The organism is Cognatishimia sp. 1_MG-2023 (assembly GCF_030548175.1).
GTDB lineage: Bacteria > Pseudomonadota > Alphaproteobacteria > Rhodobacterales > Rhodobacteraceae > Cognatishimia.
Genome location: NZ_JAUORX010000007.1, coordinates 1 through 13,578, shown reverse-complemented (window position 1 = coordinate 13,578; position 13,578 = coordinate 1). Strand labels below are relative to the sequence as shown.

Sequence of the window (13,578 nt, the reverse complement as noted above, 5' to 3'; positions counted from 1 at the left end):
GTGGTCATCCAAGTCTTGTTAAGAATTGCTTATGGCAGATTGGCGATCACGGATCGCATTGTCTCAAGTCCCCAGCCTTTTTCGCTAGAAGTAACAATGAGTTCCGGGAAAGCGGCCGGGTGCTTTGACAATGCACCACGCACTTGATCCAGAACCTTTTCGCGCTCTTTTTCCTTAACCTTATCGGCTTTGGTCAGCACGGCTTGAAAGGTCACCGCCGAGCTATCCAGCAGCGACATGATCTCTTCATCGACTTTTTTCACACCGTGGCGGCTGTCGATTAGAACAAAGGCACGACGCAGGCTAACGCGTCCAGACAAATACCGTTTCAGTAGACGTTGCCATTTTTCGATAACCGGCAACGGAGCATTGGCAAAACCATAGCCCGGAAGGTCAACAAGGTAATGGCTTTCAGCCAAAGTGAAATAGTTGATCTCTTGTGTCCGTCCGGGCGTGTTTGAAGCACGCGCAAGGCCTTTGCGGCCCGTTAAGGCATTGATCAAGCTGGATTTACCGACGTTTGAACGCCCGGCGAAACAAACCTCGACACGGTCATCACCGGGTAGGCCATCCATGGCGACGACGCCTTTTAGGAAGTCAGCGTTGCTGCCTACAAACAGTTTACGGCCCTTTTCACGGCTCGCATCATCTGGCTCTTCGACCAGTGGAAAGGGAAGTTGCATCACAGTACCTCAACAGTGTCGCCAACGGCGATTTCGCCTGCTTTGGACACATAAATTTTGACGCCAAAGTCCTTGTGCCCGAAATTTTCGCGCAGGCTCTTTAGCGTATCATAGTCGCGTTCACCGGTCAGCGGATCAACGGTTGTGGCTGTACAACGCTCTATGCGTTCCCGAACCTCAAACTCCGCTGTGCCGATGCGGATCGCTTTACCGACCCATTCAAATTCTTGCCATGGCTCAAGCCCATCCAAGTGGATGTTTCCGCGCCAGCGATCCATTGATAGTTCAGCATCAAAGGTCGCGCCAAGTGCCTTATTTGTTTGAAGATTCAATAGGCTGAGTGACGGCCAACTTGAATCCGTCAACCCGATGCCTGGCACCTTTAGGATTCCAGTTGATTGGCGACGATCTGCGGGCATGATGGGTTTCACCCAATCCGCAAATGCTTGCCCATCTGAATCGGGATTTAACGTGAGATTCGGCAGATCAGGATGAGACAGTGTAACAAAACCCGCTGTGTCATCCAGAGTTGCCGTCATAGCCATCAACCGCGGCGAGCTCGCGCCGCGGGAGAAGTTAATGCATTTCGCCCATTCAGAGCCATCAGCCTTTGTGGCCTCGTGCGTTACAGCCCAATGACGGTCCCAAGGCATGCACTTGCCAACCTCCAGCGCTACGCGCTGAAGGGCTTCACGGCCATGTGCTTTGATCGGGTGACGCCAAAGGGCGGTAACAGTCACATTCATTCGTCAGCGGCCTTTGGCTTGCGCTTAAAGCTGCTGAGGATGTTACCAAATACGTCGGGTTTGTAGCCGTGGAAGCGCATGATCGAATACTGTTGGATGAACGTGATGGTGTTGTTCGCAATCCAGTAGATGACCAGACCAGACGCAAAGCTGCCCAGCATGAACATGAAAATCCAAGGCATCCATGCAAAGATCATTTTTTGCGTTGGATCTGTTGGGGCTGGATTTAGCTTTTGCTGTAGCCACATGGACAGACCCAGAAGGATCGGCAAAACGCCTAAGCTTAGGATAAAGAACAATGAACCTGGCTCTGGTGTTGAGTAAGGCAGTAGGCCAAATAGGTTCAGGATCGAAGTTGGATCAGGCGCTGAGAGGTCATTAATCCAACCAATCCAAGGTGCGTGGCGCAGCTCAAGCGTGACAAAGATCACTTTGTACAGCGAGAAAAAGACAGGAATCTGGATCAGGATTGGCAAGCAGCCAGAGGCTGGGTTGACCTTTTCCTTCTTGTAAAGCTCCATCATGGCTTTTTGCATCGCTTGACGATCGTCGCCCGCTTTTTCTTTGATCTTCTCCATCTCTGGCTGAAGCTCTTTCATCTTCGCCATGGAGGCATAGGATTTGTATGCCAGTGGGAAAACGATGATCTTGATAAGTACGGTCAAGCCGATGATGGACCAGCCCATGTTACCGATGAATGACTGCAAGAAGTGCAGCAGCGCAAACATTGGCTTTGTCAGGAAAAAGAACCAACCCCAGTCGATGCTGTCCAAGAAGCCGTTGACGCCACCGTCAGTTTCATACGCTCGAATTTGTGCCCATTCTTTGGCACCGGCAAACAGTTGGCTGTTCACAGTCACTGTTTGACCATCTGCCAGCGTTTGGGTCGGTAGGACCGCTTCGGTTTGGTAAATATCGCGACGTTCGTCGTATTTTGCGACGGATTTGAACGGGCTTGTCTGCTCTGGAATAAGCGTTGCCATCCAATAGTGATCGGTAAAGCCGATCCAGCCGCTTTCCGTTACCTGAGTAACTTCTGCGCGCGCGCCTTCGGACTGATTAAAGTCCAGATCGGCGATGCTGTCGTAGTCTGTTTCGTTCAGCTCTCCATCAGACATAGACACAAGGCCTTCGTGCAGGATGAAGAAGTTCTTTAGGTCCGCTGGCTGACCGTGACGGGCCAGAATGCCGTATGGGGCCAAGGAAACAGTGCCAGCACCGGTGTTGGTGACGCTTTGCGAGACCGAGAACATAAAGTTCGCATCAATCGAGATTTCCCGGCGGAACGTCAGACCGGCACCATTGTCCCAGCTTAGGGTCACTGGGGAGGTATCTGTCAGCGTGTCGCCGCTTTCGACTGTCCAAATGGTGTTGGCACCTGGAACCGTGTCTAGGCCCAGACCAGCACCCGGAGCCCAGCCATATAGCGCGTAATAGCTGTTAGGATTGCTGCGCGGCTTGAATAGGTGAACGGTTTCGGAATCTTCCGCGAGCGTTTCGCGGTAATCTTTCAGAGCCAGATCATCAATGCGACCGCCTTGCAAGGAAATCGAACCGCTCAGGCGAGCTGTTTCAATTTTCACGCGTGGCGCTTCTACGTCAGTGGACGCAGCCTCAGTTGTTGCTGGGTTGGTCGCGGTTGTTAAGGGTGCGGCTGCTACTGGAGCGGCCTCTGTTGCGACGATTTCCGTCACTGCATCTGCCGGTTGCTCCGGCGGTGGGAACATCACAAACCAGACCAGAATCACAACGAAACTGAGTACGGTTGCTAAAATGAGGTTCTTATTGTTGTCGTCCATTGCGCGGGGCCACCTGTCTCTTCGAACGCGATGCCAGTTTCGGATGCGTTCTTGACCTATTCTGTTCGAAGCGCCTTTTGGCGTCCCAAGGGACGGTATAGGCACTTTGGCTCAAGGTGGTTCAACAGAGGTAGGCCCAAAAGGTCAAGTGGATTCCGGTTTCAGCACCGTTTGCGGGTGTTTTGCTTGATGTTTTTCGGCGCTAACCCTCAAACCGCCGAGCAATCGCAGGGGTAGCTGGGATGCTGGCAAGATATTCCTTCATCCAGGGAATCGTTTGTTCAAATGGCATGGGGCGAGCGATGCCGTACCCTTGGACATGCGAGCAGCCTAATTGGGCTAACATTGCATGCTCTGCTTCGGTTTCGACGCCTTCTGCCAAGGTTTCCAATCCCAGCCGTTCGGCCATCGTTACAATGGCGGAGACCATACGCCGTTGTTCGGGGTCTGTATCAACGTGCATCACAAATGAACGGTCAATTTTCAGACGAGACACCGCAAACTTGCGAATGGAACTGATGGAAGAGTGGCCTGTCCCAAAATCGTCTAGATCAATATAGCACCCTAAATTGGCAAGCCCATTCACGTTACGCGACACAGCGCCATCCGCGGCGTCAGCTATGACGGTTTCCAAAACTTCGATGGCGACCCGGTCCGGTGACAATTCATACCGATCCAATTCCCAGTGGATTTTTTCCACAAGCATGGGATTGCGAAGCTCTTCTCCAGCGAAATTCACACCCACATGGGGTACATTATAGCCATGACGTTCCCAATTGTTTTGTGCCTCCAGTGCGCGTTGGAGCATAAGGTCCGCCAACCTTTCAAGCTGGCCGGTTTCTGCCAATGTATCTAAAAACTCTGCCGGCGAGACGACGCCGCGTTCCGGGTGTTGCCAACGCGCTAGGGCTTCAAACCCAGTGATTGCCCCGGTTTCCGTGGAAACCTGAGGCTGGAACCATGCGTGGATTTCGCCCTGTTGCAACGCGCGCGCGGCTTCGGAGGATAGCTTTTGAAAGCCCTCTTCGCGTTTGCGCATGCTTTCTGAATAAGCCCGCAAAGAGCTTTCCCCGTTTCGGCGGGCATCTCGCAAAGCTATCTTGGCAGCTTCTGATAGGTTTGCAAATGTGCAGTCTGGAATTTGGTCGTTGCGACAAAAACCTATCGACGCGGTTATTCGTATTGTGGATTTACCGACTGGAATGGCACCCTCAATCGTGGCTTTCAAGCGTGTCGCGAGTTGGACGCATATTTCCAAATCCAAGTGCCTGACGGGTGTTAAAACAAACATGAACTCGCCCTCGCGGGTTCTGGTTAGGATGTCGTCCTCGCGTAAGCCAAGCAATATTCGTGCAGCAATCGCGCGCTGGATTTGCTGCGACGCGGTTTCGCCGTGTCGGGCGATCAACTCTGGAAATTCATCGATCCTAATAAGAAAGCAGGCGGTTTTACGTTGATTTACGTCCATCTGCGCGAGCCAGCTTTGGACTTGTTTTTCGAGGTGTTGAACTGATTTTAGCCCAGTTAGGCCATCCAGGTCGCTGTTAGGTGGCGCATTTAGGGCTGTTTTCTGCAAAATGAAAAAAACCATGAGAGGTAAGACGAGTGCTGAGGTCAATAAAAGGCGCTCACCGCCGATAAGGTATGCCAATAGGCATAGCACGCTGAGACCTATCCCGACCACATCATAGCGCAGCTGCCGTGAGCCTGCGCCTACTGATTGCAGGACAATTTCCAATGCCTTGCGCAATTGCATCCCATGCTTCCTTGATCTTGTGGCGAACCACACTGTCAGGAGAACCTAAGAGCAGGATGTAAGGGCCGGTTTAACGCAGCAGAGGAATGTCGTCAGAATCTTCTTCGACTTTTAGTAAGTCTCGGGAAAGTCCTGCAAAATCAAAGAGTTTTGGGTCGAGCAAATGTGAGGGCCGTGCGTTCATCAAAGCTCTGAACATAACCTGACGACGGCCAGGGCTGTTTTTTTCCCACTGATCGAGAATTTGCTTAACTTGTTGACGTTGCAATCCATCTTGGCTGCCACAAAGGTCACAAGGAATGATTGGATAGTTCATCGCATTGGCGAACTTGGCGCAGTCTTCCTCGGCCACATGGGCGAGGGGGCGGTAGACAAACAGGTCTTTTTCTTCGTTGACCAATTTCGGTGGCATCGTTGCTAAGCGGCCGCCGTGAAATAGGTTCATAAAGAAGGTCTCAAGGATGTCATCGCGGTGATGGCCGAGCACGACCGCAGAGCATCCTTCTTCGCGCGCGATACGGTACAAGTTTCCGCGGCGCAGACGCGAGCAGAGGGCACAATAGGTGCGGCCCGCCGGGACTTTGTCTTTTACGATGGAATAGGTGTCTTGGTATTCAATTCGGTGCGGCACGCCCATTTTCTTTAGGAATTCTGGAAGCACGGTCGCCGGAAAGTTTGGTTGCCCTTGATCTAGATTGCATGCCAGTAAATCGACAGGCAGCAAGCCGCGCCATTTTAGTTCGTATAGTACGGCCAAAAGCGTGTAGCTGTCTTTGCCACCAGACATACATACCAACCAACGGGCGTCCCGTTCGATCATGCCATATTGTTCAATCGCCTCACGCGTATACCGAACAATCCGCTTACGCAGCTTTTTATAGCTAGCAGAAGAGGGGGCGCCATGAAACAGCGGGTGAATATCATCTAGATCATCATCAAGCATGGCGCGCATATGCCATTAGAACGGCTTTGTGGGAAGAGCAAAGCGCATCAGCGCTTTGCCTATTGCTAAAATTACCCCTTAGAATCTAGGCGGCATCCAACGCTCTGCAGCAGGGGGGATAGGTGGTAATCCGACATCCTTGCGGTGATGGTCGCTAAGGATGCCAATCGAATCCGGCGGCTTGCTCCTGTGCCGAAAGAACTGGCGGATCACCTCGCGCAAGGCCGTCCACCGACCAAATTGCTGCATTAGACTGGCAACAGAAGCATTCAGGTCGGCAATGCCGGTGGGTGTATCGTAACGTGTCATATGCGTATTCCGTCACAGAGAGACGGACTCCTGATCAATAAATAAACGGACTCTGGGTTACAGAGGCGTGTGATTTAGGTTTGGTTGAAATATGTGTTCGGCATCATGGATACCCGTGGTTACAGGCTTACGAAGCGAAACCCGCAAATTTGGCGTACCACAATTGTCGAACTAGAAATGAATAAGTCATGATTCGCCTCCTGCGGTTGATGGTTGAACACAGCGCGACCATAGCAATTCGGGATCACGCGCCAACAGGAATTCTCACAAAGGGGTTAATCAGAGGTTTCTGTTGCTGAAGAAACACGCTCTGGTTGTGATTTGTCTTTATGTGGCGGGACTGGATCGTATCCATCGCCACCCAATGGATGACACCGCCCCAATCGACGTACTGTAAGGTAAGTGCCTTTAACGGGGCCGTGTTTCTCTAACGCTTCTAGAGCGTAGGCAGAGCAGGTTGGCTGGTATCGGCAGTTAAATCCCACCCACGGGCTGAATATCAGGCGGTAGGCTCTGATGGGTAGCGCAATGATATGGGCGAGGGGTGACATCACTTTGTCTCATGTAGCTTTTTCAAAGCATACATAAGATCACCTTTTAAGTCTTCAAAGGGGCGCGCATCAGTGGCTTCGGCGCGTCCGATTAGTACATAGTCCCACCCTGGACGACCGTGAGTCGGTAAAATGGCCCGTGCAACTTCACGCATCCGGCGTTTTGCACGGTTTCGTGCAACGGCGTTCCCAACCTTCTTTGAACAAGTGAACCCCACGCCAATGTCGTCTGCTGGATGCGGTTCATCTTCGCGGCGTTTGCGAGCTTGGACCATCATGGAACCAACACCACGCTTTCTAGCGCGGGCTGCAGCAAGAAATTCGTTTCGGGTTTTTAGGATACGCAAAGTTTTACCCTCTGAACGCGAAGACGCCGCCGGAGGCTTATCCCTGTGGCTGGTAATACCATCCTTAGGGGCCTCCGACGGCGTCATGTCTTTTCGCAAAAGTTCTGAGGCTTACGCGCTCAGAGACTTACGACCATGTGCGCGGCGCGCATTCAAGATCTTGCGGCCAGCTTTGGTGGCCATGCGCGCACGGAAGCCGTGGCGGCGTTTGCGAACCAGGTTCGATGGTTGATAGGTGCGTTTCATCGCTCCGTCTCCGTACTTTGTTTCTCTGCCTGCCGCGACTCAGTGCGGGCAAGCTGTCTATTCGAAGACCGGTCTATAGGTGGCGGATTAAACTATGTCAAACCTCTGACGGCGGTTTTGCAACAAAAATATAAAGATACTCTCTGCAATGTTTCAATTTGGGTCAAAACACCCTCTTCTGATCACAGAAGTCGTGATCTTCATCAACGGCCTGTGAGATACCTACCCATTTGTTGCTCTGATCCGCATCTTGAGAGAAACCGGAATGAGAGAGACCTTAAAGATGAGTGATATGACTGACGTACCCAAAAGCGGATTTGCCAAGCGCCTTCCCTTGATTGCGATTCTGGCGGTCGCTGTCATTGGCGCATTTACTTTGCGTGACTACCTGACGTTTGAAACGTTGCGCGACAACCGAGAATCATTGTTGGCGTTTCGAGACGCTAATTATGCGGCAACGGTTGGTATCTTTATTCTGGCCTATGTTGTGATTGTGGCCTTTAGTTTGCCAGGTGCCACTATTGCGACCCTGACTGGCGGGTTTCTTTTTGCGACGTTCCCAGGCGCATTGTTTAACGTCACGGCCGCTACCATCGGTGCGATCCTGATTTTCATGGCCGCGCGGTGGGGGCTCGGTGAAAAGCTCGCAGCTAAAATGGAAGGCTCAGAAGGGGCTGTTAAAAAGATCAAAGATGGCATTGATGAGAACCAATGGTCCATGCTGTTCTTGATCCGGCTTGTTCCTGCGGTTCCATTCTTTGTTGCCAATCTTGTACCTGCTTTGGTTGGTGTCCCTCTGCGCCGCTTCGCAATTTCGACATTCATTGGCATTATCCCCGGTGGTGTGGTCTATACTTCTGTGGGCGCAGGGCTTGGCGAAGTGTTTGAGCGTGGCGAAACGCCGAACCTAGGCATCATTTTTGAACCTCAAATTCTATTCCCAATCTTAGGCCTCTGTCTGCTGGCCGCTCTTCCGATTGCTATCAAAGCCATTCGCGGCAAATAAGGACCGACTCTCATGCAAAAGATAAAGACTGATTTGCTTGTCATTGGAGCAGGCTCTGGTGGGTTGTCTGTAGCGGCAGGGGCCGTACAGATGGGTGCAGACGTTGTCTTGCTCGAAGGCCATAAGATGGGCGGCGATTGCCTTAACTTTGGCTGCGTCCCTTCAAAGGCTCTGATTGCCAGCGGTAAGGCCGCTTGGGGGCAAGCTCATGCCAATAAGTACGGTGTGGCGGATGTCGTTCCTTCTGTTGATTACGCAGCTGCCAAAGATCACGTTGCAAGTGTAATTGCTGAAATCGAACCGAATGACTCTGTTGAGCGGTTCGAAGGCTTGGGCGTACGTGTCATTCAAGAGTTTGGGGAATTCGTTTCAGCGACTGAAGTCAAAGCAGGTGATTACCTGATCAAAGCACGCCGCGTTGTCATCTCTACCGGGTCTTCGCCGTTTGTACCGCCTATTCCGGGTCTGGACAGCGTACCCTATGAAACCAACGAAACGTTGTTTGAATTGCGTGAGCAGCCCGAGCACCTGTTGGTTATTGGTGGCGGCCCAATCGGCTTGGAAATGGCACAGGCACATCGCCGCCTTGGCAGCCAAGTGACTGTGATTGAGGGAATGAAAGCGCTGGGCAAAGACGACCCTGAAATGGCAGCGGTTGTACTCGAAAACCTGAGAGGCGAAGGCATTCAGATTGAAGAAGACGCATTGGCGCAGGAAATCCGCGGAACTGCCGGCGCTATCGAAGTGGAAACCAAGGATGGCCGCATTTTCAAAGGCACGCATTTGTTGATGGCCGTGGGCCGTAAACCAAACATCGACAAGCTGAACCTAGAAGCTGCTGGGATTGAAACCACGCGGGCAGGGATCAAAGTTGATCCGGGCATGCGGACCACTAATCGCAAGGTCTATGCCATTGGTGACGTCGCCGGTGGCCTGCAATTCACGCATGTAGCGGGTTATCACGCCGGTCTTATTATTCGTTCCGCTTTGTTTGGCTTGCCTGCAAAGCAACGCACGGACCATATCCCTTGGGCAACTTATACGGACCCCGAACTCGCACATGTTGGCCTGACAGAAGCGCAAGCAAAAGAGCAACATGGCGATGCGCTAGAGGTGGTGCGTTTTCCCTTCAGTCACAATGACCGGGCCATTGCCGAACGTAAAACCGTGGGGCTGATCAAAGTCATGGTTGTCAAAGGTCGCCCAATTGGCGCGTCAATCGCGGGCTTTCAGGCCGGCGAGCTGATCAACCTTTGGGCTTTGGTGATTGCGAATAAGTTAAAGATGAGCCACGTCGCCAATATGGTGGCGCCTTATCCGACCGTGGGTGAGTTGAATAAACGTGCAGCAGGCGCATATTTCACACCAAGACTATTTGAGAACCCTAAAGTGAAACGCATCGTTGGCTTTGTTCAACGCTGGCTTCCATAAACGACTAGGCGAGGGGCCATGTTAAAGACTCTTTCAGGGCGATTTTTGTTTTTAACCATCATCTTTGTGATGTTGGGAGAAATCTTGATTTTCGTGCCGTCCGTCGCGCGGTTCCGCGAAGATTATTTGTTGTCCCGCCTAGAGCGGGCGCAAATCGCCTCATTGGCCCTTTTGGCTGATGACATGATTGATGCCGACCTTGAAGCAGAGCTGTTGCGAAACGCAGAGGTCTATAATGTGGTGCTTAGACGAGATGAAATCCGTCAGCTGATTTTGTCCTCTCCGATGCCTGCCCCTATTGATGCTACGTTTGATTTGCGCGACCCAACGGCCTTTCAGTTGATTATGGATGCGATGGACCGGCTGTTTAAGCCTGAACCTGAAGTCATTCGTGTCCTTGGGGCACCTGTTCGTGAAGCTGGGTTATTGATCGAAGTCACGATATGGACCAAAGATCTTCGTGCGGCGATGATCGACTATGGATTGAATATTCTTCTTCTGTCCGCGGTGATTTCTGCGTTTACGGCGTCTTTGCTATTCGTCGCTGTTCGATTGATCTTGGTTAGACCGATCAAGGGGGTCGTGGGGTACATGCAAAGTTACGCAGCAGCACCAGAGGATGCGCGCCGCATTATTCAGCCGCAGTCAGGCGTGACAGAGCTGCGCGAAGCAGAAGAAGCGCTGCAGTCACTGCAAGTCGAACTCACGGCTTCGTTGAGGCAAAAAGATAGATTGGCGCAATTGGGTGGTGCTGTAGCTAAGGTAAGCCATGATCTGCGCAATATCCTGACTTCGGCACAGCTCTTCACTGACCGCATTGAGATGTCCGAAGACCCAACCGTGACACGCTTGGCTCCAAAGCTTGTGAACTCAATCACGCGGGCTGTGCACCTATGCGAAAGTACCTTGGCATTCGGAAAGGCCGAAGAGCCTGCACCACGCTTGGCCGAGGTTAACTTGCCTGAATTGGTAGAGGATGTCCTAGAATCCGAGCGGTTGGCCGTCGGAGACTTTGATCTCAGCCTTAGCGAGGACATTCCCGATGGTCTAATGTTGCGCGCCGACTCAGAGCAGCTATTCCGGGTGATCTCAAACCTTGTCCGCAATGCACGACAGGCGATTGTGGCGACCGGCAAAGCCGGTGAGATTATGGTTGCGGCCGTTGCAACAGATGATGCTTGGAAGGTAACGGTAAGTGACACAGGTCCAGGACTTCCACCCAAAGCGATCGAGTATTTATTCCAGCCATTTCAGGGCGGTATGAGAAAAGGTGGTACTGGATTGGGGCTCGCAATCTCGGCTGAACTCATCAAAGGACATGGCGGAAGCCTGGCTTTGAAAGGTAGCAATGAGCAGGGTACATGCTTTGAAATCATCCTTCCAAAAGGGGATGTTGCAGAAATCTAATTTTTTTCAGATTTTGCTCTTGCACCCTCCGGCGGTTACTATTAGACCGCCCACATAACGCGCTCTGGTAGCTCAGCTGGATAGAGTACCTGACTACGAATCAGGGGGTCGGGGGTTCGAATCCTCCCCAGAGCGCCATTTTCCCATTGTTGAATGTCAGACAACTTTGACCTTTGCGTCACAAACTGACCCAACTTCCTCATTTCATGCTCCTGCAAGCGGTTTCGTTTAATCTGACTTCCTTTTCGGAAAATCAGGGCTGATTTGCAGATCAGACGGCGAAGCCGCCTGTTCCTGCTGATCTGCCACGTGGCGAACGCGGGAGGGGGCGAGGCAATGCTATTCGACAGGGTTGGTGCGGCCCGCAGGCGCAGCCGAGGACACGGCCCTGTCTAATGGGGTTGCCCGAGGGGGAGGGCAGCGCCCTCACCCTGACGGCCAGGGGCGTTTGGCTTGTCCAAATCCCGCTGGCCCAAGAAACGAAAGCGGCTGTCGAACGTCACACGACTATGACCCACGCGTCATAAAGTGCCCCAATCCGCAAAAGCGACTGTTACCCGAAGGGCGAAGACACACTGCCCTAATCGACCATGTGGCCGCGGTGGAAACTGGCTCGGAGAGACAGATTCCGCAGCTTCAGGCCACAGGGCGAACAGGGTAGGGGGGCTTCGGGCGTAAGCCTAAGGCGCGGTCCCGATGCCAAAGGCAACGGGATTTGTCAGAATGACTAACAGTATGAATTTGTTCAGATCATGCGAATGAACCCCAAGCCACTATTTTCAGGGCCCATCCCGCAGTGCGTATTCGCTCCAAACGGATTTGGTTCTTCCCTCAAAAGCGGAAACAGGCATTCAAATAGTCGGGTCATGAAACTTCGAGCCACACCGTTTCAGACCTGATCTAAGTCCCTAGTTTTTAATTCGCAGTCACTGCAATCAGGCTCAGATCCAAAAACCACGCCCTATAGCGGTCCAAAATACAGGCGACATCATGACCGCAAAGGTCTCGCTGACTAATCCAACTGCGCTGCTTCTCTGTCAGCGTAGTTCGCTCTTCACCGTTGCTTGCAGTCCTAAGTACGGAGTAGATTGAGCCCAACGCTCGATCCTCCAGCCACAGTTCGAAGCTACCGCAGATCGTGCGCTCGGTTCTTGTCGTTGCCTTGTTGCAATCGTAGCTTGGTCCGACAATGCCGACTGACATTCCCGCTTGGTAAAGGTCTTTGGCAGCACCAATGCACCAATCTTTAAGCGGCAGACTTACTTTTTCAGAATTGACCCGGTTGTTCATTTCGGGAACTAGATTAGCAAAGAGTTCTCCACCAAAAAGTTCATGTCCAAGTTTAAGCCTCTGACTGCCCTGCTGCTGCAAGAACGCGGCATCGAGATCAAGGAGCGGCGCGCAATCGCCGCTTAGCTCAAAATAGGTGACTGACTGCAAGGCTATGCGCCGCGGCGTCGGCCTTTCCTCCGGCATTATAATCTGACCGCCGTCGGTGACTGCCGTGTCAATGTCGAGCCGCTGTGCAATTGCGGGAGTTATAGGAAGAACCTGGTTCGCTCCGGCAGTTGTAAAATAGCGAATAGCTTCCCGCGAAAGTCCTACGTGTGTAAGAAAGGAACCGATGTCGGCATTGGCTACCCCAGACTCAGATTTCTGTGATGTGCCATCTTCCATTGCTTTGTTGCGGTAAGCCGCGTGCACACCGATTATTGAGGTGCTATCCATTCTTCGGCTGCCACCGCTGACCCAGATCACAGCGCAGATCGAGTGGCACTCGGCCCCTGGCGCTACGATTGTAGTAAAGCCACGTTGCCCAATTTCTGCGGCGATTGACAGGCCCTCGCCTACGAGACCGCCCGGCGACTGGAGAAATACGATAGCCTTCTCAGTTCGCTGTGAAAGTTCATAGAACCTTTCGGCATTCCCGCTTTCGATTGGTCCCGTGATGTCGATGATGGACGGTGTAGCTGTATCTTGCTGCGTAATTTGAATGTCCGCCGCTAAGGCAGTCGAGTTACCAGCAAAGGCAAAAGCAGCAACAGTGAAGAAATAGGCGCTTAAAATTCTCATTTGGAACTCCGAACAATTGCGCAACCGCGCATCGGTGGCATTGCAGCTTTTGCCGATCTCCAGTCACCGATCAAGCCCTTAATTTTAATGTTTATTCGATTGTCGACTGTTGAAGTCCCATAGAATTCGGAGAACTAATCGCTACCCAACCTCCAGCGTAGGAAATACTGCATCGTGGATGAATGTTCTGTCCAATGTTCGCGGTGACCTGAGCCCCTAAAACTCCTCCAAATTTGTGTAGAGTCCGCCCAACAAAAGGACGGACAAATGAAGGCACGATT

The 13,578-nt window shown here is 52.2% G+C and carries 13 protein-coding genes and 1 tRNA gene; 4 read left to right on the top strand and 10 right to left on the bottom strand.

What is annotated here, in order from left to right; all coding sequences use genetic code 11:
- Positions 1-29: 29 nt before the first annotated feature.
- From yihA to rpmH, 9 genes are all read right to left on the bottom strand, one after another.
- The gene (yihA, locus tag Q4544_RS12375; protein ID WP_303506733.1) at positions 30-683 is read right to left on the bottom strand and encodes a ribosome biogenesis GTP-binding protein YihA/YsxC; all 654 of its coding nucleotides are present in this window, start codon (positions 681-683) and stop codon (positions 30-32) included.
- Positions 683-1,429 (bottom strand): MOSC domain-containing protein, encoded by a 747-nt coding sequence (locus tag Q4544_RS12370; RefSeq protein WP_303506731.1) that lies wholly within the window; start codon positions 1,427-1,429, stop codon positions 683-685. Before Q4544_RS12370 ends, yihA begins: the two co-directional genes overlap by 1 nt.
- A complete protein-coding gene (gene yidC, locus Q4544_RS12365; RefSeq protein WP_303506730.1) occupies positions 1,426-3,228 on the bottom strand; it encodes a membrane protein insertase YidC in 1,803 nt (600 codons plus the stop codon). Before yidC ends, Q4544_RS12370 begins: the two co-directional genes overlap by 4 nt.
- Positions 3,229-3,430: 202 nt before the next feature.
- Entirely contained in the window at positions 3,431-4,984 is a 1,554-nt protein-coding gene (locus Q4544_RS12360; RefSeq protein ID WP_303506729.1) for a bifunctional diguanylate cyclase/phosphodiesterase, read from the bottom strand.
- Between the two features lie 70 nt (positions 4,985-5,054).
- A complete protein-coding gene (gene ttcA / locus Q4544_RS12355) occupies positions 5,055-5,927 on the bottom strand; it encodes a tRNA 2-thiocytidine(32) synthetase TtcA (RefSeq protein ID WP_303506727.1) in 873 nt (290 codons plus the stop codon).
- Between the two features lie 78 nt (positions 5,928-6,005).
- Complete coding sequence (locus tag Q4544_RS12350; RefSeq protein WP_303506725.1) at positions 6,006-6,236, bottom strand: hypothetical protein; 231 nt, start codon at positions 6,234-6,236, stop codon at positions 6,006-6,008.
- A 275-nt stretch (positions 6,237-6,511) separates the two neighbouring features.
- Positions 6,512-6,787, bottom strand: coding sequence for a membrane protein insertion efficiency factor YidD (gene yidD, locus Q4544_RS12345; protein ID WP_303506723.1), 276 nt, complete (start codon positions 6,785-6,787; stop codon positions 6,512-6,514).
- The gene (rnpA, locus tag Q4544_RS12340) at positions 6,787-7,221 is read right to left on the bottom strand and encodes a ribonuclease P protein component (RefSeq protein ID WP_303506721.1); all 435 of its coding nucleotides are present in this window, start codon (positions 7,219-7,221) and stop codon (positions 6,787-6,789) included. Before rnpA ends, yidD begins: the two co-directional genes overlap by 1 nt.
- A gap of 24 nt (positions 7,222-7,245) precedes the next feature.
- A complete protein-coding gene (gene rpmH / locus Q4544_RS12335) occupies positions 7,246-7,380 on the bottom strand; it encodes a 50S ribosomal protein L34 (protein WP_223424089.1) in 135 nt (44 codons plus the stop codon).
- 292 nt (positions 7,381-7,672) lie between these two features.
- Between rpmH and Q4544_RS12330 the strand changes: the two genes are divergently transcribed.
- From Q4544_RS12330 to Q4544_RS12315, 4 genes are all read left to right on the top strand, one after another.
- Positions 7,673-8,386 carry a TVP38/TMEM64 family protein gene (locus Q4544_RS12330; RefSeq protein WP_303506715.1) on the top strand — a complete coding sequence of 238 codons (714 nt, stop codon included), beginning with the start codon at positions 7,673-7,675 and terminating at the stop codon, positions 8,384-8,386.
- Between the two features lie 12 nt (positions 8,387-8,398).
- Complete coding sequence (locus tag Q4544_RS12325) at positions 8,399-9,817, top strand: NAD(P)/FAD-dependent oxidoreductase (RefSeq protein WP_303506713.1); 1,419 nt, start codon at positions 8,399-8,401, stop codon at positions 9,815-9,817.
- Positions 9,818-9,835: 18 nt separating this feature from the next.
- Entirely contained in the window at positions 9,836-11,224 is a 1,389-nt protein-coding gene (locus Q4544_RS12320) for a HAMP domain-containing sensor histidine kinase (protein ID WP_303506711.1), read from the top strand.
- Between the two features lie 61 nt (positions 11,225-11,285).
- A tRNA-Arg gene (locus tag Q4544_RS12315) sits at positions 11,286-11,362 on the top strand.
- A gap of 777 nt (positions 11,363-12,139) precedes the next feature.
- On the opposite strand, the gene Q4544_RS12310 is transcribed toward Q4544_RS12315, so the two are convergent.
- Positions 12,140-13,297: a lysozyme inhibitor LprI family protein gene (locus tag Q4544_RS12310; RefSeq protein WP_303506709.1), complete on the bottom strand. Its 1,158-nt coding sequence runs from the start codon at positions 13,295-13,297 to the stop codon at positions 12,140-12,142.
- Positions 13,298-13,578 lie beyond the last annotated feature (281 nt).